The sequence below is a fragment of the Prolixibacter sp. SD074 genome (genome assembly GCF_009617895.1).
In the GTDB taxonomy this organism is placed as follows: Bacteria; Bacteroidota; Bacteroidia; order Bacteroidales; family Prolixibacteraceae; genus Prolixibacter.
This window is the reverse complement of sequence record NZ_BLAW01000001.1, coordinates 163,489-182,414: the sequence shown is the minus strand read 5'-3', so window position 1 is coordinate 182,414 and position 18,926 is coordinate 163,489. Positions and strand designations below refer to the sequence as shown.

The window sequence follows — 18,926 nt, the reverse complement described above, 5'->3', positions numbered from 1 at the left end:
AACAACGAATGCTTCAGGCAAATGCCATCAGGAAGGTAGTCAGAAAATAGCGGACGAAGGCAAAAACAATAATCATTAATAATGCCGATGTGAGAAAAAATCCAACGTGTTTCTGTTCCGGTATATCGAATAGCACAGGTATTCCGACATAAAAAAGGTAAAAGGAATACAACCCCAGCACACCTAACGGATACAAAGCAGGAACCAGGCCGGTAATCATTGATACCACCAACGAAGGGACCGTCGAATAAATCACCAGGCTAGCCGAACGTCTCAGATTCTTTTCCCCTCCAAAACTTTTAACCAACTCGTTGACCAAATACGTGCAGGCATATACCGAAAGTAAAAAGCCAAAGAACTCACGCAATCCATCTGCCAACAACAGATTCCCATCCAGTCCGATATTGACTTTTTGAATAATACGCCCCAGCAATGAAGCCAATGTTGCTACCAACAACAATGGCAATAGAAAATTCCGAACAACCAGGGCCATGGTAACATTCTCTTCTTCAATAACCCTCCATTCTTCCTTCGGGTGCAGAATTAACGCTTTACTGCGTTCATAAATTCCGGATGCCAGTTTTTTAAAATCCATTAATCCTTCCTTTAATTCTACAAAAATAACTTATTTTGACATTCTCAAAATATTTCATCAATAAATCGAAGCCTCCCGGAATACAATGGCAGCATTAACGTACAATATGGTAACGGTTCTTGGCGCAACGGCATCAGGGAAAACAGCTGTTGCAGCTCATCTGGCCAAATCCATTGGCGGAGAAATTATCTCAGCTGATTCCCGGCAGGTTTACAAAGGAATGGATATCGGTACAGGGAAGGATCTCTCCGATTACTTCATTGATGGAACATTAGTGCCCTACCACCTGATTGATATCGCCGAAGCCGGTTACCAGTACAACGTATTCGAATATCAGCGCGACTTTCTGACCGTTTTTGACAAACTGCAAAAATGGGGGAAGTTTCCGGTACTATGCGGAGGAACAGGCTTATACATCGAGGCTATACTGAAAGGGTACAAATTAATACAGGTCCCGGTGAATGAAATTCGCCGGAACGAGCTGCAAGGGATGTCGCTGGAAGAATTGACACTAATTCTTTCCGGATACAAAGAGCTGCACAACACCAGCGATATCGAAAACAAGAAACGGGCAGTCCGTGCCATCGAAATTGAAGAATATTATCAAAAGCATCCGGAAATCGATTTATCCTTTCCGGAAATTAACAGCCTGATAGTTGGCGTAAAATTTGACCGGGATTCCCGGCGTCGCCGCATTACTCAAAGACTAAAGGATCGGTTGCAAAATGGAATGATTGAAGAGGTGGAAAAATTACTGACCAGCGGGCTTTCGCCCAAATCGCTAACTTATTACGGACTAGAATACAAATACCTAACCATGTATGTGACCGGCGATATCTCATATGATGAAATGTTTCAAAGCCTGAACACAGCCATCCATCAGTTTTCCAAAAGACAAATGACCTGGTTCCGGAAAATGGAACGCGAAGGTTTTCATATTCATTGGCTCGACGGGTACATGCCCCTTCCGGAGAAAATCGGGCAAATTAAGCGCTGGATGCAATCATAACTCCCCCTTATTTTCTTTTCAAAATATTATTCGAAACAAAAGAGAGGTAGCTTCTGTTATTTTGAATTGATTATGAATTTATTCAATTTTACATAAACTTATTGAACATAATTTAACATGAGTATTCGTATTAAAACCCAGGAACAAATTGACGGCATACGCAAAAGCTCTAAACTGGCAGCAGAAACGTTGAAATTTATTGAACCACATGTTAAAGAAGGGGTTACAACCGAATACCTCGACAACCTGATTCATCAGTTTATTCTTGACCACGGCGCTATTCCAGCCACTTTAAATTATAACGGTTACCCGAAGTCAAGTTGCATTTCTCTGAATGAAGTGGTATGCCACGGCATTCCATCACCTGATATAACCTTGAAAAACGGAGATATTCTGAATATCGATGTGACGACAATACTCGATGGTTATTACGGTGACACCAGTAAAATGTTCACCGTAGGTGAAGTCAGAGAGAAAGCACAAAAACTCATTGAAGTAACCAAACATTGTCTCGATTTGGGCATTCAGCAGGTCCGCCCCGGAAACTACCTGGGAAATATTGGCTATGTTATTTCGCGTTACGCTACATCACAAGGGTTTAGCGTGGTTTATGAATTCTGTGGGCACGGCGTGGGCGTGGAATTTCATGAAGATCCCCAGGTTGACCACTCATCGAGGAAGAATAGCGGCCCGAAGATGCGTCCGGGCATGATATTTACTATTGAGCCCATGATTAATGAAGGACGTCCGCGTGTAAAACTCGACAAGCATGACGGATGGACTGCCCGGACCATTGACGAACAGCTTTCGGCACAATTTGAACACACCATCCTGGTAACCGAAACAGGTTATGAGGTATTAACTGATATCTTGGATAAATATCCGGTTTCCTGAAAGAATTAAACGGAAAAGAAAAAGGATTGCAAAACCAGCAACCCTTTTTCTTTTTCCTTCAGTTAAGCCTAAACAATAAACTACCCCATATACTTTTCAACATCGCTAAACGGGATCTGTGTTATACCAAGCTTCTTCCATTTTTCAAATGGTAAGGGAATATTGGGAAGTTCTTTTATGGCGTCAGAAAATACAAAAACTTCCTTTCCTCTTTCCGCTAAACCTGTCACTGCCTGGTCAACACACACATTGGTAGTGACACCGTACACAAATATCCGGTCGGGTTGAATGATATCGAGGACACTATCGGTATATGGATTTCCCGCAAATACATCAAAAGCATCTTTTCGGATAAGTACATTCCTGAAACGCCCAGGATTATCCAAGCGGGAGTTCAGCATCAACTCCTGGTTCCAGTCAATAATAATAGGCCGTTCCGGATCGGTTTCGGGAATATACATAGCTCCCTTCGTTTCGGCCATGCAATGTGGGGGAAAAGTATTGACAAAATCAGGGGAATTAGAAATTTCAGCCGAGTTAATCAAATGGTAATCTGCTGTATTCACCACCCGGACGTTTTTTTCGCTCGCAAAACGGGTAATTTTTCCAAGAACCGGACGAATCTCCTCTGCCCCCTGGACGTAGAGTTTTCCATCAGGCTCCATGAAGTCGGCCTGGGTATCAACATTCCAGAAAATAATTTTCGGACTTTTCATATTGCTTGCGTTTTAATTAATCAAACTCAGTAAAGTTATAATAAAACACTTCTAAAAAAAGAAAAGCCCTTCCGGTTCCCGGACGGTTCGTCCTAATTGTGTTATTCTTCATTTCGTTTCTGATACTCCGCTAATCCCTTATCCAGGAAATCGACAAAATGATCGGGATTTAAATCCCTTGCTGTTGGCTGAGTGAGCATCTTCCCACTGTTATCAAGTAACACGTAATAAGGCTGTGCATTCACGCCAAAACGGGATATCTGGAAATCAGCATATTTCCTTCCCAACGTTTTTTTAATCTTCCCGTCATAGGTTGACTTCACCCAATCCTCTTCCGGTAATTTAGTCTTATCATCCACATACAGCGCGATAATTACGTAGTCGTTTTCCAAACGCCCCAACACCCGGGGATCGGACCAAACATTGGCTTCCATTTCACGACAGTTCACACAACCGTGACCGGTGAAATCGATAAATACCGGCTTGTGTTGTTCTTTCGCGCAAGCCATTCCCTGGTCGTAATCAAAATATCCCTGCAATCCATGAGGTAACTCCAGGAAGCCGGAATATTTTGGTTTTTCACAAAGCGCTGACTCTCCTTTCTTAAAATCATAAGTACCACTGGTGCTATTGACCAGTTTCACTTCATCCCGAATAATTTTATGCAAATCAAAATCATGGGTAGCCATAGGCGGCAGGTACCCTGAAATTGCTTTCAGTGGAGCACCAAACATACCGGGAACCAGATATACGACAAATGAGAATGTTATTATTGAAAGAAGCAAGCGTGGGACCGTTACGTGCGGCACGTCACTGTCGTGTGCAAACTTCAACTTTCCGAGCAGGTAGAAACCTAACAGGGCAAATATTACAATCCAGAAGGCCAGGTATACTTCCCTATCGAGAATTCCCCAGTGATAAGTTTGGTCAGCGATACTCAAAAATTTTAGTCCAAGCGCAAGTTCCAGGAATCCAAGAACTACCTTTACCGAATTCAGCCAGCCACCCGATTTTGGCAGGTTGCTCAACCACTGCGGGAAGAAAGCAAACAATGTAAATGGTAAGGCAAATGCCAGAGCAAAGCCAAACATACCAATCACCGGTTTCAGGATCATCCCTCCTGCCGATTCGACTAAAATTGCTCCTACAATCGGTCCGGTACAAGAGAATGATACCAGCACCAGCGTTAATGCCATGAAGAATGATCCTCCGAATCCGCCTCTGTCGGCTTTGCGATCGCTCCTGTTCACCCAGCTACTGGGCAATACTATTTCGAATGCGCCAAAGAATGAGAAGGCGAAAACAAGAAAAATGATAAAGAATAGGATATTCGGCAACCAGTGAGTGCTGAGCCAGTTGGCAAATCCAGGCCCCAATGTGACAGCCACGATGGTTCCGATCAACGTGTAAATCACAATAATGGATAGCCCATACACAAGTGCCTGCATTTTCGCTTTTACTCTCGACTCGCTGCTGTGCATAAAAAACGATACCGTCATCGGAATCATCGGGAATACACAGGGAGTTAAAATGGCAGCCAAACCAGCAAGAAAGCTGAAAAGGAAAAACCACCCCAAGCCGTGATGCTGAGTGCCAACGGGCCCTATCGGCCCACCGGGTGTTGTTTTTTCAGCAGCGGGCACAGCTACCGCCCCTTTTTCTCCCCCTCCGTTAAACGAAAAAGAGAAATCCTTCTCGGTAGGCGGAAGGCAGGTTTCGTCGTTACAACTCATGAACTCAACCGAGCCATTTATTTCCAAAGGCTTATTGGTTAAAAGTTTTACACGTTGCACAAACACTGCTTCATGAGCGTAATACTCCAGTTCCATCTGGAAAGTCTGATCAAACTTTTTGATCACGGGACTTTTGGCATCCGGTTTTCTATCCAACTCGAAACCATCGCCAGGTTTAATATTAATGGAGGTTTTTACCGGGCCACCCGCCGGAAGGTCAGTAGAATAGAGATGCCACCCCTGGTCGATAGACGCCTTGAATGTCAGGTCGTATACACTATCGGATACCTGTTTTTGCTCAAATGTCCATTTTACCGGTTCGAGAATTTGAGAAAAAGCAGGCATTGAGCCCAACACCAGGAATAATGTAAACAGAATATATCTTTTCATCGGGTCACGTTTCTATTATTAACGTATTTAAATTATTGAATAAGTTCAAAAATATAAAAAAAACCGTCCGATCACGTGACTAATAATCGGGCGGTTCATAAAACTTCTTAAAATACGATTTCCTCTCTGTTTTCATCGAAATATTTCGATTCAAGGAAATTAAGCGAGCCAACCTCGTCGACGGCGACCCGTTTTCGGAATTCGAGCATCCATCGGAGCCTTCGCGAGGGAAATCCCTTCTTTAAATAGGCAGCCACAAAAGGATGCAACTGAATTGTCAATCTTTTCTTTGCCAGCTCACCGAAAATGAATTTGACCCGCTGTTCGATTTCTTCTGTAAACAGAATGGTTGGTGTTACTTTTCCGGTCCCTTTACACACCGGACACACCTCAGTCGTATCAATATTCATTTCGGGCCGCACCCTCTGTCTGGTGATCTGCATCAGACAGAATTTGCTCAAAGGAAGGATGTTGTGCTTTGTTCTGTCGCTACCCATCGCCTCCTTCATCTTATCGAAAACTTTCTGACGGTTTTCATTACCGTGCATATCGATAAAATCGATAACAATAATGCCACCCATGTCACGCAACCTGAGTTGTCTCGCAATCTCATCGGCTGCAGCCATGTTAACCTCCAGGGCATTTGTTTCCTGATTTCCGCTTTTTGACCGATTCCCGCTATTGACATCGATAACGTGGAATGCTTCGGTATGCTCGATAATCAGGTAGGCACCGCTCTTAAACGAGACGGTTTTACCAAAAGATGCTTTGATCTGTTTGTCAATTCCAAAGTGTTCAAAAATTGGGGCCCGACCGCTGTAATATTTTAGAATTTTTTTCTTTTCCGGCGCAATGGTGCCCAGATAATCTTTTATTTCAATGGCAGCTTCCTGATCATTGATCATGATAGCACCAAAGTCTGGCGTGTACACATCACGAATCATCGCAATAGTACGGTCGAGTTCGCCCAAAACAAGCGACGGAGCAACATGCCGGCTTAATTTAGCCATGGCATTTTCAAATTTTGCCACCAGTCGTTTCAGTTCCTGATCCAATTCTGCAACACGTTTTCCTTCAGCAGCTGTCCGAATGATTACCCCATACCGCTTGGGGCGAATACTTTGAATTAATTTTTTCAGCCTATTTTTCTCTTCGGCCGATTTAATTTTCTGCGAAACAGAAACTTTATCGCTGAATGGCATTAACACCATATTACGGCCAGCGACGGAAATTTCAGAGGTTAACCGGGGGCCTTTGGTAGAGATGGGCTCTTTGGCAATTTGAACCAGAATACTCTGGCCTTGTTTTACCACCTCGGTTATTTTTCCCTCTTTGTTAATGTCCGGATCCGATTGGATTTTAGATACGGGCACAAACTTGCTCTTCTTCGAACCGGCAAGCTTCAGGAATTTGTTCAGTGTCTGGAATTGCGGTCCCAGATCCAAATAATGAAGGAACGCATCTTTTTCATAGCCTACATCAACAAAGGCAGCATTCAAGCCGGGCATAATCTTTTTGACTTTCCCGAGGTAGATGTCTCCTACCGCGAACTTGGCGTTGCTGTCCTCCCTATTGAGTTCAACCAGTCTTTTGTTTTCGAGTAAGGCAATTTCCACGTGTGAGGGTGATACATCAATAATTAGTTCATTACTCACGGCCTTTACTCATTTTACAAAAATAAATTCAAATTCAGTTTAAAGACAATAAACCTAAAGCACCCATGCACTTTAGGTTTATCGATAGTTAAACCATTATCGAAAGCTTATTTACTTCTTCTTCTTATGACGATTTTTCCGCAAACGCTTTTTCCGCTTGTGGGTCGCCATCTTATGTCTTTTTCTTTTTTTACCGCTCGGCATAATTTTAGGCTTTAAAATTATTTTACATTATTCTTTACCTTATTCACGAACGACTTAGCAGGTTTAAAAGCCGGAATGAAGTGTTCAGGAATAATAATCGTGGTATTTTTCGAGATGTTGCGGGCAGTTTTCTCGGCGCGCTTTTTAACGATAAAGCTACCGAAGCCCCGCAAATAAACATTTTCCCCATCAACCAATGAACCGGACACGGTTTCCATGAATGTTTCAACAGTTTTCTGTACAGTAACTTTTTCGATACCAGTGTTCTTCGAAATCTCGTTTACGATATCTGCCTTTGTCATTGCTATTAATTTAATTATACACTTCTTTCTTAAAATTTTGGTGAACAAAGATAGACTTTTTCGTATGATTAAAGAAATACAAATCAATTATTTTTGTCCTATTGAACTAAAATTTAGTTTATTTAACAATATATGAACAAATTCGCCAAACATCTGATTAACTGGTATAAACACAACGGGCGTAAACTTCCATGGCGCGAAACCCGTGATCCGTACACGATTTGGGTATCTGAAATCATTCTCCAGCAAACAAGAATTAGCCAGGGAACAGCTTATTTTCATCGTTTTATTGAACGATATCCCAACGTTTCTGAATTAGCGTCAGCCGACGAACATGATGTATTAAAACTTTGGCAGGGACTGGGCTATTACTCCAGGGCGCGCAATATGCTAGCCGCTGCCAAACAGGTTATGAACCTATTTGAGGGTCAGTTTCCCCGCACCTACAAAGGGTTATTACAGTTGAGAGGTGTTGGCGAATATACGGCCGGAGCCATTGCATCTATTGCGTACAACCTGCCACATGCGGCAGTCGACGGGAATGCATTGCGTGTGCTGTCGCGGTTTTATGCAATAGATACACCAATCAGTTCGACCAAGGGCAAAAAGCTCTTTTCCCAACTTGCGACGGAAATGGTTCCAAAAGAAGCTCCCGGAATGTTTAATCAGGCCATTATGGATTTCGGAGCCATGCAGTGTACCCCGCGCAGTCCGGATTGTCCCAGCTGTTCGCTCGCAGATATGTGCCTGGCCTATATTAAGAATAGAGTACAAAATTATCCTGTAAAAGAAAAGAAGGCCAAAGTTCGCGACCGCTACATGCACTATCTGTTCATAAGGTATAAAGACGACCGGCTTTGGCTGGAAAAGAGAAATGGCCAGGATATTTGGAAAAACATGTACCAGCTTCCGCTGATTGAATCATACGAAATACTACTCCCCGAACAGGTTCTGCGCTCGAAGGAATGGCAGACGATCTTTTACAACGCCCAAGTTGAAGTGCGTTCGGTTTCCAACGAAATCATCCATATGCTAAGCCATCGAAAGATACATGCCTTTTTTTATGAAATACAATTGATAAAAGGCGAAGTTCAACATCCGGCAAAACCGGTTTATTTGAAAGATATTTTTAATTTTGCCATACCAAAGCTCATTGAAAATTACCTGACTGAGAAGATTCAAATAACTCAATCAGTGTAAGAATTTTAACAAACACAGGTGGAAAATCGATTTTTAAAAGTTGATCAGTTTTCGTAAATTTAATTTTATTCATTAAAATTGCTTTTAATATGTCTATTAACAAAGTCATCTTAGTCGGAAACGTTGGGAAAGATCCCGAAATCAGGCACTTGGACAACAATGTATCCGTTGCCAATTTTCCATTAGCCACCTCTGAAACCTACACCAACAAAAGCGGTGAGAAAGTAACAACAACTGAGTGGCACAATATTGTAGCATGGCGCGGTCTTGCCGATATATGCGAAAAGTACATTCAGAAAGGGAAACAGCTGTACATTGAAGGAAAAATTCGTACGCGCTCCTACGATGCACAAGACGGAACGAAAAGATACATGACGGAGATTTATGCCGACACGCTGCAAATGCTGGGCCGCAAGGATGATTTCCAGAACGGCTCAGCACCTGATCGCTCTTCGGCTACCGTGAATGAGCCAAATGGCAACAATGCCCCACTCGACTATTCTCCGAGCGATGCTGAAGAAGACGATTTACCATTTTGATATTAAAACTTTTAAAGATTGGAAACAGACATAGTTCCTCCGGCGGGAGCCCATTTTGGAGATATTCAATTTTATCCGTTTACGATCGAGACGTTAATTGGGCTCTTCGTGCTGGTAATTTTACTAATCATTTCTGCATTAATTTCAGGATCCGAAGTGGCATTTTTCTCTTTGGGCCCAAAAGATAAACACGAGCTGGAAGAGAACAAGGGCCGTTCCAATGCCCTTGTTCTCCGACTGCTTACCATCCCTGAGCAACTGTTAGCCACTATCCTGGTTGGGAATAATTTTGTCAATATTGGAATTGTTATTCTATCGGCCCACATCACCAATATGGTGATTGATTTCTCAGCCGTTCCCACGCTGGGATTTATATTTCAGGCAGTTGTCATTACCTTTTTATTGCTCCTGTTTGGTGAAATTATTCCAAAGGTATACGCAACACAATATGCGCGTTCGTTTGCCATACGAATGGCTCCGATGTTAAACGGACTCAGAAAAATAACCCGTCCACTGAACCATGTTCTAATTTCGTCGACCGCCTTTGTCAACAAACGGGCAACAAAGCACCGGAAATATCTGTCCATCGATGAAATATCAAAAGCGCTTGAGCTAACCGATGAAATGGAATTTACCGAGGATAAGGAGATTCTGGAGGGGATTGTAAAATTTGGAAACAAAAGCGTGACCGATATTATGCGTTCCCGTGTCGATTTGGTAACTCTTAATATACGCGACGACTATGCCGAAGTACTGCGGCTGATCAATGAATCGGGATACAGCCGTATTCCGGTTTATTTGGAAACCTTCGACAATATTCGTGGCGTCCTGTATATCAAGGATTTACTCGCCCATCTCTCCAAAGGTAATACATTCCGGTGGCAGTCGCTGCTTCGACCGCCTTTCTACGTCCCGGAATCAAAAAAAATCGACGAACTGTTGGAAGAGTTCCAAAAGAATAAAGTCCACATGGCTATTGTAGTCGATGAATATGGAGGAACCTCCGGTCTGGTAACGCTGGAAGATGTCTTGGAAGAAATTGTCGGTGATATTGCCGACGAATTCGATGAAGAAGAAGAATATTATACCCGCGTTGGCGAAAACGAGTATCTGTTCGACGGAAAAACAATGCTCAATGACTTTTACAAAGTATTTGATGTCCCGGATAATATTTTCGATGAGAATAAGGGCGACGCGGATACACTTGCCGGATTAATACTGGAGCTTCAGGGAGAAATACCGGCCAAAAACGAGAAAATTGAGTGCCCCGATTTTCTGTTTCAGATTGAAGAGTCAGACGCGCGCCGAATCAAAAGTATTCGGGTATTTGATACACGTGATAATGAGAAGGGGGGAAATATCTGATATGGGAGGAAGAATTCACAGGATGCAATTGCCAATCGTCATTATCCTTATGGCAATAACAATCAGTATGATTTCGTGCAAACATGACTATACCCCAAAACCGAGGGGCTATTTTCGCATTGCGTTCCCAGCGAAGGCTTACCATCAAATGAATAAGGATCTTCCCTACACCTTTAAAATTCCCGATTATTCCAATGTCTCGAAAGATTCTGACTACCAGGCAAAACGTTACTGGATCAACGTTGATGTACCATCCAATAAATCTTCAATTCACATCAGTTACAAAGCGATACGCGGTAACCTGGCAAAATACACCGAAGAATCACGTATGCTGGCTTACAAGCATGCTCAGAAAGCCAGTGCTATCGATGAGAAAATATATGTTAACCGGGCGAAAAAGGTCTTTGGAACACTATACAACATCAAAGGGAATGTTGCCTCGCCCATGCAATTTTACCTGACAGACAGCACACGTCACTTCATTCGCGGAGCATTGTATATTCGCGAAATTCCTAATATTGACAGCTTACAACCTGTCATTAACTTTCTGGAACAAGATGTTCTTCAACTGGTTGAATCAACTGAATGGAAAGACGTTAAATAATGCCTCTCTTTACCGCTGAAAACATAGATGATTCCCTTCTGGGACTATGGGAGATAACCGAAACGCCTAAGGAATTAAGGCAAATGGTTTCCCTGACACCTGCTGAAGAAAAAGAATTCAGAACCTTCACAAATTCACGCAGGCAACGTGAATGGCTGGCCACCCGGGCACTGCTGCAAAAGATGCTCGAAGAGTCTTTCGAAATCTGCCATCTTATGGACGGCAAACCGGTACTGGAAAATACTCCCTACCACATCAGTATTTCGCATTCGACTGAATACGCTGCTGTTCTGCTACACAAGAAAATGCAAACCGGCATCGATATTGAAAACGTGTCACGTTCCATCGACAAGGTTGCACCTCGTTTCCTTTCGGCCGAGGAGCTGCAAAACTGCCTGACGAATGACGGCTATTCAAACATCAGGTTATTTATGCACTGGTGCGCAAAAGAAGCCATCTTCAAAATGATTCCTCATCAGGGAGTTGAATTCTCAACGCAAATACAAATCCCCGCATTCGAGATGACTGGTTCAAACGGTTCATTTACCGGACTATTCAGGGGAATTTTTGGCACCGAACATATCGACTTGAATTATCGATTCATTGAAGATAATCTGATGGTTTGGGGACTTTACGAGTAAACCATACAGTAACCGCAACAGATTTACATGCTAATCGTAAACGATATTCTAAAGCTTAACGGTTTGCTGTAAAAATCGGATACTTCTATTTCCGATTGGAACATCTTGTTTCACTACTTTTAACAGAAACTTTCCATTACTGACTAAACAAATGAAGGGAGATCTGTTTTATATAGAAGTAATTTAGCATTCGCAAAAAACATATCTGTATATGAATACACCCGAATCACTTATTCTAATCATATTCGGCGCATCAGGAGATTTGACCAAAAGAAAACTGGTCCCAGCTATTTGCAAGTTGCATAACGGCAAAAGATTACCGGAGAAGTTTGCCATTCTGGGCGCCAGCCGTACCGAAATGACCGATGAGGAGTTCCGCGAAAGCGTTACCGATTTCCTTCCAAAGGGCGATGATCATTGCAAGTGCGATGAATTCCTCGAAAAACTCTATTATCAACCACTGGAAACCGCTGACGCCAATGAGTACGGTAAACTGAAAGACCGGTTGGAAAAACTGAAAAAAAAACTGGATATTCCCGGCAATTACATTTTCTACCTCTCCACTCCGCCTAAGTTGTACGGAATAATCCCGGCCAACCTGGCATCGGTCGGATTAAATCAGCAGAATGATGGTTATACACGATTGATTGTGGAAAAACCTTTCGGGAATAGCCTGGAAACAGCACAAAAGCTGAACAAGGAACTACTCAACTATTTCGACGAAAAACAGATTTACCGTATTGACCACTATTTGGGTAAAGAAACCGTTCAAAATATGTTGGTGACCCGCTTCTCCAACGGAATTTTCGAGCCGATTTGGAACAGGAATTTCATTGAACGTGTGGAAATTTCATCGGCCGAAAGCCTCGGTGTGGAAGGACGGGGCGGTTACTACGACCAATCCGGGGCCCTGCGCGACATGGTGCAAAATCACCTTCTACAATTGGTCGGAATGGTTGGAATGGAACCTCCGGTGGTGGCCGAAGCAGATGCCATTCGTAACGAGACGCTGAAAGTTTTCCAGTCGCTCAGGCCGCTCAAACCGGAAGAAATAAGAAGCAATGTCATCCGTGGCCAATACGTTGAATCGCATATCAAAAATGAGTTGGTCAATAGTTATCGGAGCGAAAAAGGTGTCGATCCGAAATCGCGGACTGAAACTTTTTTGGCGATGAAATTTTACATCGACAACTGGCGGTGGGCTGGTGTGCCTTTTTATATCCGTACAGGGAAAAAATTACCAACACGCGTAACGGAAGTAGTCATTAAATTCCGTCCCACTCCGCACCACCTTTTCCAGGAAGACGGAGTGACAGCGCATGTGACGAACCAGTTGATTATTCGCATCCAACCGGATGAAGGTATTCTGCTCAGATTCGGATTGAAGGAACGAGGAGCTGGGTTCCGGGTACAACCGGTGAGTATGGATTTCCATTACAGCGATTTATCGGATGTGGAATTACCAACCGCTTACGAGCGTCTCCTACTCGATTGTATGATGGGTGACCAAACCCTTTATCTGCGAGGCGACGCTGTTGAGGCAGCCTGGCGCTTTGTTCAACCCATTCTCAATGCGTGGAAAGAAAATCCGTCACTTCCGATATATGGATATCCGGCTGGTTCGTGGGGACCACAGGAAGCAGACAATTTGATTGAAGGTGAAGATACCTGGCGGTACCCCTGTAAGAACTTATCCAACGACGGAACGTATTGTGAATTATAAATAAAAATCAAACAGGACTAATGGAACCTGAAATAAAAATATACGATAATGCAGCCGGTGTAACCAAAGCTTTTGCTAAACATATGGCTCAATGGATTGAAGAAAGTAAAAACCCCCTTTTTCACATTGCCCTTTCGGGCGGAAACACGCCCAAGCTGCTATTCAGGTACTTAGCCGACAACTACAAAAACTCAATTGAGTGGAGTAAGGTGCACTTTTGGTGGGGTGATGAGCGGATGGTCCCGCCCGATGATGATGAGAGCAACTACAAAATGACTAACGAATTGTTGCTTTCTCAAATCGACATTCCGGAAGGAAATATTCACCGGATACGTGGAGAAGAAGATCCGCCAACCGAGTCAGTCCGCTACGGTGACGAAATAGAGTCGCTGGTTCCCGATAAGGAAACCTGGCCGGCTTTTGATTTGATCATTCTGGGTATGGGTGACGATGGACACACCGCGTCTATCTTCCCGAATCAAATGGAACTGCTCCATTCGCTCGATGTTTGCGAAGTAGCGACACATCCTTCTTCGGGACAAAAAAGAATAACCTTAACGGGAAAAGTGCTGAACAGCGCTAAGAAGACTGCTTTCCTGGTAACAGGAGAAAATAAGGCTAAGCGTTTACAGGAAATATTTTCCGGCCCAAATAAAGGCCGTTTATTGCCTGCTTTCCACATTCACCCGGCAGGGGAATTATTCTGGTTTGTGGATCAGGCAGCAGCCGGAAAACTGGAAAAGGAATAAAAAACAGTTATCAACCGCATACCGCTTACCGGGCATTTAGGCCGTGAGCGGTATACGGGAAACTGTTCAGGTTTTTGCTTCAGATAAATCTTTCTGCTTTCGCTTTAAATCGTTTACATATTCGGCAGCAGAAAGCGCAGCAATGGTTCCATCGGCAACGGCTGTCGTCACCTGACGGTAAGGCTTTTTAATGCTATCGCCGGCAGCAAATACACCGGGAATATTAGTTTTCATACGTTCGTCGGTAAGCAGTTCGCCGTATTCATTCAACTCGACTACATCTTTAAAGAAAGCAGTATTCGGAACGTAACCGATGAAAATGAATGTACCTTCCACATTGATAACCTTCTCCTCACCTGTCCGCATATTCTTCACCCTGGCAGCTTCCAGATTTTCAGTTCCGATAAATTCCTGAATCATGGACTCCATCTCGAACTCAATCTTTTCATTCTCGCGGGCATTGCGGATGGCATGCTCAAATCCCTGGAAATGATCAAACTGGTGAACGATAGTCACTTTCGAGGCATATTTAGTAAGTGAAACAGCTTCTTCCAACGCTGAATTACCACCGCCAACAACAATAATTTCCTTGTCCTGGAAAAAATCACCATCGCAGGTAGCGCAGTAGGAAATACCTTTCCCTTTTAACCCCTCCTCACCGGGAACATTCAACATGCGTGGACGACCGCCCGGTGCCAGAATGACCGTATGGGCAGCATATGTATCTTTTCCATTGACTTCAACGGTTTTAGTTTTGTTCTTCAAATCGACTGCCGTAATGTGCAGGTTCGATTTTATTTTACAGCCAAACGACCTGGCCTGATTTCTCATAATATTTCCCAGTTGATATCCGCTGGTGGATTCAACTCCGGGATAATTGGCAATTTCGTGTGTCAACACCAATTGCCCACCGGGTGTACCCTCATTAAGAATAAGTGTGCTAAGTTTCGCCCGTGATGTATAAATTCCGGCAGCTAAACCGGCAGCTCCTGCCCCCAGAATAATGACGTCATAAATGGTATCTTCTTTCATCTGATTCCAATCTTAAAGTGTTTTCCGGTCAAACCGGAAGAAAGCTAAACCTGCTGCCGTAATCAAATATAGCAGCAGGCTGGCTTTGTAAATTTTATTTCGGCTCGCCAAACTGTTCGTTAAGAATAGCAGTAACCTGATCCATGGACTGAATACTGCTGGTAGCTTTTACCAGTTTGCCATTTTTGTAATATACAGTAAACGGCAGGCCCATAAATCCACGGCATTCAGGAGCATTGCGAATGACAGCTGACTCAGGATTATCGAATTCCATATCAGCAAAAGTTACGTGAGTATAGTCATCTTCCAGCTCCTCCATAATTCCGTAAACCGGAATACACATGGGGCCCATACGACCACAGCAAATCATTACATTATCATTCTCTTCGATGAACTTCCGATGTTCATCAGCAGTCATAATGTGCTTCAAGTTGGTTTGTAACATGATTTCAACTAAATTAATGAATAAACTATATTTTTAGATATATTGATGTATCGATATCAAATGACATACCAAACTTGCCACCACCTGATGGATTCAACAGCTACACCCCTCACTTCATGAACATAAACTAAAAACACAAGAATCGCCACATTGTCCTGACGCCTAACCTGACATACAAAAATACTGTCAAATCGTCACTTTTGTTGCCAATAGCAAACTTTTCCACTAAAAAATAAAAAAGAACCACCTGTAGTTGGATGGCCCTCTATTTCAAAACCCGGTATGGTAACAACATTAATCTTGAAAGCCATATTCGGGATATAAATCGGCGCCACCTTCATATATCCCCTGAGGAGACCATCGACAATCATGCCATAAGCTTCTGATTCCTCCGGCTGATAATAATCTAAAGAAGCTACGACGGGAAAAGGACGATTTCTGTTTCATAAGCTAATTGGTTTTCACGGTTAGTCGGGTACATCGCCAGGATATTACAACCAGAAACCACCGATTTATCTTTTTATTTTTCAGAAAATAAGAAGAAACTTGTAGTAGTGATAAAAGTGTCCGTTTGACACGTGAAATACATTTGACGATGATGAAATTTTATTCTCGGCACAAACGCTTTTTATTAGCCCTTGACGTCATTATTTTCGGGTTCGACGAAGAAGGATTGAAGTTACTACTCATCAAAAGAGGTTTTGAACCATGCAAAGGACAATGGTCGCTGATGGGCGGGTTTTTGCAGGAAACTGAAGATATGGAGCAGGCAGCCGACCGGATTTTGCACAAACTAACCGGGCTGGGTGATTTGTATCTCGAACAACTTCGACTTTACAGCCAACCCGGCCGCGATTCGGATGGACGGATAATTTCGATGGCCTACTACGCTTTGATGAAAACCGAACGCCAGGATTCAGAACAATTGGAAAAACATAATGCTACGTGGTTCAAGATTGACGACATTCCGGAACTGGTTTTCGACCACAAAGCGATGGTTGATCATGCCCTGGCACGGTTACGCCGGAAGTGTCGTACACAGCCCATTGGTTTTGAGCTCTTGCCCGACAAGTTTACCATTCCGCAACTTCAAAAATTATACGAAACTATTTTAGGTATCGAGCTTGATAAGCGGAACTTCCGAAAAAAGATATTATCAATGGAACTGCTCCAAAAACTGGAGGAAAAGGATAAGAGTAGTTCTCGAAAGGGAGCATTTTTGTATCAGTTTGATAAAGAAAAATACGGCCGGTTAATTGGCGAAGGCTTCAGCTTTGCCGTATAACCGCGACAAAACTAAGCGGGGCACGAATCTCTTAACGTACCCCCGCTCATTTTCATCCAGAATAAGGGACTAATTTAACATACTAAATTCCACCTCAGAAATCTTTTCTTCATTACGGTAATGGTTAAACTTCCTGGCAGTTCTCAATGTACCATGAAACCGGATGTTTTCTGCCGGAAATCAATTCTTCGAGCAATTTGTGATCATCCCAATTGCTGTGATAGCTACAGGTTTGATCCAATGCCCGGGAGAGCAATAGCCACTCCTGAACGACAGCCATCGTCAGCCGGCCTTCAAATTCCTTCAGAATACGCAGGCAACGGGGATTAATCAGATCAACTTTGGGTTCTTCGCGCTTGAATGAATCACGCGTGGTAAAAAGATGATCCTCTACTTTGATAAATTCGTTTTCATCCAGCGTCATACTGAAGTTGAATGTTACTGTTTTCATGTTGGCACCTCCTGATAGATTAATTCCACATATCAGTAATTTAATATATTAATGGGAATAAATGAAGTACAAATGCTCCTGAACAGCAGGTTATTAAACATATCTTTCTCGTTGTAAAGAAGAAAAGTCAGTAAAACTGAACCGTCCGGCTTATGTAGAATGTAACCAAATAAAAAAGCCGGATGCATTAGCTTCCGGCTCTCTATATGATAATGGGCATAAACGTTAAACATTAAACCGAAAATGCATGATATCTCCGTCCTGTACAACGTACTCCTTCCCTTCGACAGCAATCTTACCGGCATCGCGGCAGGCCGCCTCAGAACCTAAGCGCACATAATCATCGTACTTAATCACTTCCGCCCGAATAAACCCTTTTTCAAAATCGGTGTGAATAATACCAGCCGCCCCCGGAGCTTTCGTTCCCTCTTTGAATGTCCAGGCCCGTGATTCATCAGCTCCGGTAGTAAAATAAGTCTGCAGGTTCAATAATCGGTATGCCGAATGAATTAATTTGTTCACACCGGGTTCATCCAATCCCAGGTCTTCCAGGAATAGTTGTTTTTCTTCGTATGTTTCCAGTTCTGCAATATCCGCTTCAGTAGCTGCTGCAATAATCAGGATTTCGGCATTCTCATCGGCAATACTTTCTTTCACCTTTTCTGTAAAAGCATTTCCCGAAGCAGCAGAAGCCTCATCGACATTGCAAACATATAACACAGGCTTATCTGTCAGGAGAAAGAAATCGTGAATCAAATCTTTTTCATCATCAGTTAGTTCAACGGCACGCACTGAAATTCCTGATTCCAACGAAGCTTTCAGTTTTTCGGCCATAGCCAACGCCTTCATCGCCGCCCTATCCATCCCAACACGCGCCTGCTTTTGTAAACGTGCAATACGATTCTCAACCGTTTCCAGATCCTTCAGCTGAAGTTCCGTATCAATCACCTCTTTGTCGCGGACCGGATCAATCGAACCGTCGACGTGCGTAATATTATCGTTCTCAAAACAGCGTAAAACATGAATAATAGCATCCACTTCACGAATGTTGGCCAGGAATTGGTTGCCCAATCCTTCGCCTTTGCTCGCCCCTTTTACCAAGCCAGCAATGTCAACTATTTCGACGGTAGTGGGCACAACCCGTTTCGGTTTGTCAATCTTCTCCAACTCAATTAACCGCTTATCGGGAACGGTAATAACACCCACATTCGGTTCAATGGTGCAAAAGGGAAAATTGGCCGATTGCGCCCGGGCGTTCGACAAACAGTTAAACAAGGTTGATTTTCCAACGTTGGGCAACCCAACAATTCCACATTGCAATGCCATCTTATTCTCCTTACGTTTAAAATTTTCGGTGGGCAAAGTTACTATTTTCTGTGAGAAGAAGCGCGTCC

General features: G+C 43.2%; 19 protein-coding genes. 10 read left to right on the top strand and 9 right to left on the bottom strand.

From position 1 onward, the window contains the following. Positions 1-13 precede the first annotated feature (13 nt). Complete coding sequence (locus tag GJU82_RS00840; protein WP_153630419.1) at positions 14-595, bottom strand: Yip1 family protein; 582 nt, start codon at positions 593-595, stop codon at positions 14-16. An 85-nt stretch (positions 596-680) separates the two neighbouring features. Between GJU82_RS00840 and miaA the strand changes: the two genes are divergently transcribed. Further along, positions 681-1,604 carry a tRNA (adenosine(37)-N6)-dimethylallyltransferase MiaA gene (miaA, locus tag GJU82_RS00835; RefSeq protein ID WP_153630418.1) on the top strand — a complete coding sequence of 308 codons (924 nt, stop codon included), beginning with the start codon at positions 681-683 and terminating at the stop codon, positions 1,602-1,604. 117 nt (positions 1,605-1,721) lie between these two features. Then, positions 1,722-2,498 (top strand): type I methionyl aminopeptidase, encoded by a 777-nt coding sequence (map, locus tag GJU82_RS00830; protein WP_153630417.1) that lies wholly within the window; start codon positions 1,722-1,724, stop codon positions 2,496-2,498. An 80-nt stretch (positions 2,499-2,578) separates the two neighbouring features. Here map and GJU82_RS00825 read toward each other — a convergent pair whose 3' ends face one another. The 4 genes from GJU82_RS00825 to GJU82_RS00810 form a co-directional block, all read right to left on the bottom strand. Further along, positions 2,579-3,214: a cysteine hydrolase family protein gene (locus GJU82_RS00825; RefSeq protein ID WP_153630416.1), complete on the bottom strand. Its 636-nt coding sequence runs from the start codon at positions 3,212-3,214 to the stop codon at positions 2,579-2,581. A 101-nt stretch (positions 3,215-3,315) separates the two neighbouring features. Then, positions 3,316-5,337 carry a cytochrome c biogenesis protein CcdA gene (locus tag GJU82_RS00820; protein WP_153630415.1) on the bottom strand — a complete coding sequence of 674 codons (2,022 nt, stop codon included), beginning with the start codon at positions 5,335-5,337 and terminating at the stop codon, positions 3,316-3,318. 107 nt (positions 5,338-5,444) lie between these two features. Then, positions 5,445-6,992: an Rne/Rng family ribonuclease gene (locus GJU82_RS00815; protein ID WP_153630414.1), complete on the bottom strand. Its 1,548-nt coding sequence runs from the start codon at positions 6,990-6,992 to the stop codon at positions 5,445-5,447. A 221-nt stretch (positions 6,993-7,213) separates the two neighbouring features. Continuing rightward, a complete protein-coding gene (locus GJU82_RS00810; protein ID WP_153630413.1) occupies positions 7,214-7,498 on the bottom strand; it encodes an HU family DNA-binding protein in 285 nt (94 codons plus the stop codon). Between the two features lie 132 nt (positions 7,499-7,630). Between GJU82_RS00810 and mutY the strand changes: the two genes are divergently transcribed. From mutY to pgl, 7 genes are all read left to right on the top strand, one after another. After that, positions 7,631-8,698, top strand: a complete 1,068-nt coding sequence (gene mutY / locus GJU82_RS00805; protein WP_153630412.1) for an A/G-specific adenine glycosylase — start codon at positions 7,631-7,633, stop codon at positions 8,696-8,698. An 89-nt stretch (positions 8,699-8,787) separates the two neighbouring features. Further along, the gene (locus GJU82_RS00800; RefSeq protein WP_153630411.1) at positions 8,788-9,237 is read left to right on the top strand and encodes a single-stranded DNA-binding protein; all 450 of its coding nucleotides are present in this window, start codon (positions 8,788-8,790) and stop codon (positions 9,235-9,237) included. Positions 9,238-9,255: 18 nt separating this feature from the next. Further along, positions 9,256-10,602, top strand: coding sequence for a gliding motility-associated protein GldE (gene gldE, locus GJU82_RS00795; protein ID WP_153630410.1), 1,347 nt, complete (start codon positions 9,256-9,258; stop codon positions 10,600-10,602). Then, positions 10,580-11,206, top strand: a complete 627-nt coding sequence (gldD, locus tag GJU82_RS00790; protein WP_153630409.1) for a gliding motility lipoprotein GldD — start codon at positions 10,580-10,582, stop codon at positions 11,204-11,206. Before gldE ends, gldD begins: the two co-directional genes overlap by 23 nt. Further along, on the top strand, positions 11,206-11,847 hold the full coding sequence (locus tag GJU82_RS00785; protein ID WP_153630408.1) for a 4'-phosphopantetheinyl transferase superfamily protein: 642 nt from the start codon (positions 11,206-11,208) through the stop codon (positions 11,845-11,847). Before gldD ends, GJU82_RS00785 begins: the two co-directional genes overlap by 1 nt. A 211-nt stretch (positions 11,848-12,058) precedes the next feature. Then, positions 12,059-13,570, top strand: a complete 1,512-nt coding sequence (zwf, locus tag GJU82_RS00780; protein WP_153630407.1) for a glucose-6-phosphate dehydrogenase — start codon at positions 12,059-12,061, stop codon at positions 13,568-13,570. A 20-nt stretch (positions 13,571-13,590) separates the two neighbouring features. Continuing rightward, positions 13,591-14,319 (top strand): 6-phosphogluconolactonase, encoded by a 729-nt coding sequence (gene pgl, locus GJU82_RS00775; protein WP_153630406.1) that lies wholly within the window; start codon positions 13,591-13,593, stop codon positions 14,317-14,319. 66 nt (positions 14,320-14,385) lie between these two features. Here the strand turns inward: pgl and trxB are convergent, their stop codons facing one another. Both trxB and GJU82_RS00765 read right to left on the bottom strand, forming a co-directional pair. After that, complete coding sequence (gene trxB, locus GJU82_RS00770) at positions 14,386-15,351, bottom strand: thioredoxin-disulfide reductase (protein ID WP_153630405.1); 966 nt, start codon at positions 15,349-15,351, stop codon at positions 14,386-14,388. 94 nt (positions 15,352-15,445) lie between these two features. Continuing rightward, on the bottom strand, positions 15,446-15,796 hold the full coding sequence (locus tag GJU82_RS00765; RefSeq protein WP_153630404.1) for a thioredoxin family protein: 351 nt from the start codon (positions 15,794-15,796) through the stop codon (positions 15,446-15,448). Positions 15,797-16,391: 595 nt separating this feature from the next. Between GJU82_RS00765 and GJU82_RS00760 the strand changes: the two genes are divergently transcribed. Then, the gene (locus tag GJU82_RS00760; RefSeq protein ID WP_153630403.1) at positions 16,392-17,081 is read left to right on the top strand and encodes an NUDIX domain-containing protein; all 690 of its coding nucleotides are present in this window, start codon (positions 16,392-16,394) and stop codon (positions 17,079-17,081) included. Positions 17,082-17,205: 124 nt separating this feature from the next. On the opposite strand, the gene GJU82_RS00755 is transcribed toward GJU82_RS00760, so the two are convergent. Then, complete coding sequence (locus GJU82_RS00755) at positions 17,206-17,532, bottom strand: hypothetical protein (RefSeq protein ID WP_153630402.1); 327 nt, start codon at positions 17,530-17,532, stop codon at positions 17,206-17,208. Positions 17,533-17,757: 225 nt separating this feature from the next. Next, a complete protein-coding gene (gene ychF / locus GJU82_RS00750; RefSeq protein WP_153633253.1) occupies positions 17,758-18,858 on the bottom strand; it encodes a redox-regulated ATPase YchF in 1,101 nt (366 codons plus the stop codon). Positions 18,859-18,926: the final 68 nt, after the last annotated feature.

Coding starts and splice junctions, on each gene's coding strand:
- gldD (WP_153630409.1), top strand. CDS start 10,580: ATGAGAAGGGGGGAAATATCTGATATGGGAGGAAGAATTCACAGGATG.
- miaA (WP_153630418.1), top strand. CDS start 681: ATGGCAGCATTAACGTACAATATGGTAACGGTTCTTGGCGCAACGGCA.
- trxB (WP_153630405.1), bottom strand. CDS start 15,351: ATGAAAGAAGATACCATTTATGACGTCATTATTCTGGGGGCAGGAGCT.
- zwf (WP_153630407.1), top strand. CDS start 12,059: ATGAATACACCCGAATCACTTATTCTAATCATATTCGGCGCATCAGGA.
- pgl (WP_153630406.1), top strand. CDS start 13,591: ATGGAACCTGAAATAAAAATATACGATAATGCAGCCGGTGTAACCAAA.
- GJU82_RS00800 (WP_153630411.1), top strand. CDS start 8,788: ATGTCTATTAACAAAGTCATCTTAGTCGGAAACGTTGGGAAAGATCCC.
- GJU82_RS00820 (WP_153630415.1), bottom strand. CDS start 5,337: ATGAAAAGATATATTCTGTTTACATTATTCCTGGTGTTGGGCTCAATG.
- GJU82_RS00755 (WP_153630402.1), bottom strand. CDS start 17,532: ATGAAAACAGTAACATTCAACTTCAGTATGACGCTGGATGAAAACGAA.
- map (WP_153630417.1), top strand. CDS start 1,722: ATGAGTATTCGTATTAAAACCCAGGAACAAATTGACGGCATACGCAAA.
- GJU82_RS00825 (WP_153630416.1), bottom strand. CDS start 3,214: ATGAAAAGTCCGAAAATTATTTTCTGGAATGTTGATACCCAGGCCGAC.
- GJU82_RS00785 (WP_153630408.1), top strand. CDS start 11,206: ATGCCTCTCTTTACCGCTGAAAACATAGATGATTCCCTTCTGGGACTA.
- GJU82_RS00760 (WP_153630403.1), top strand. CDS start 16,392: ATGATGAAATTTTATTCTCGGCACAAACGCTTTTTATTAGCCCTTGAC.
- mutY (WP_153630412.1), top strand. CDS start 7,631: ATGAACAAATTCGCCAAACATCTGATTAACTGGTATAAACACAACGGG.
- GJU82_RS00840 (WP_153630419.1), bottom strand. CDS start 595: ATGGATTTTAAAAAACTGGCATCCGGAATTTATGAACGCAGTAAAGCG.
- ychF (WP_153633253.1), bottom strand. CDS start 18,858: ATGGCATTGCAATGTGGAATTGTTGGGTTGCCCAACGTTGGAAAATCA.
- GJU82_RS00810 (WP_153630413.1), bottom strand. CDS start 7,498: ATGACAAAGGCAGATATCGTAAACGAGATTTCGAAGAACACTGGTATC.
- GJU82_RS00765 (WP_153630404.1), bottom strand. CDS start 15,796: ATGTTACAAACCAACTTGAAGCACATTATGACTGCTGATGAACATCGG.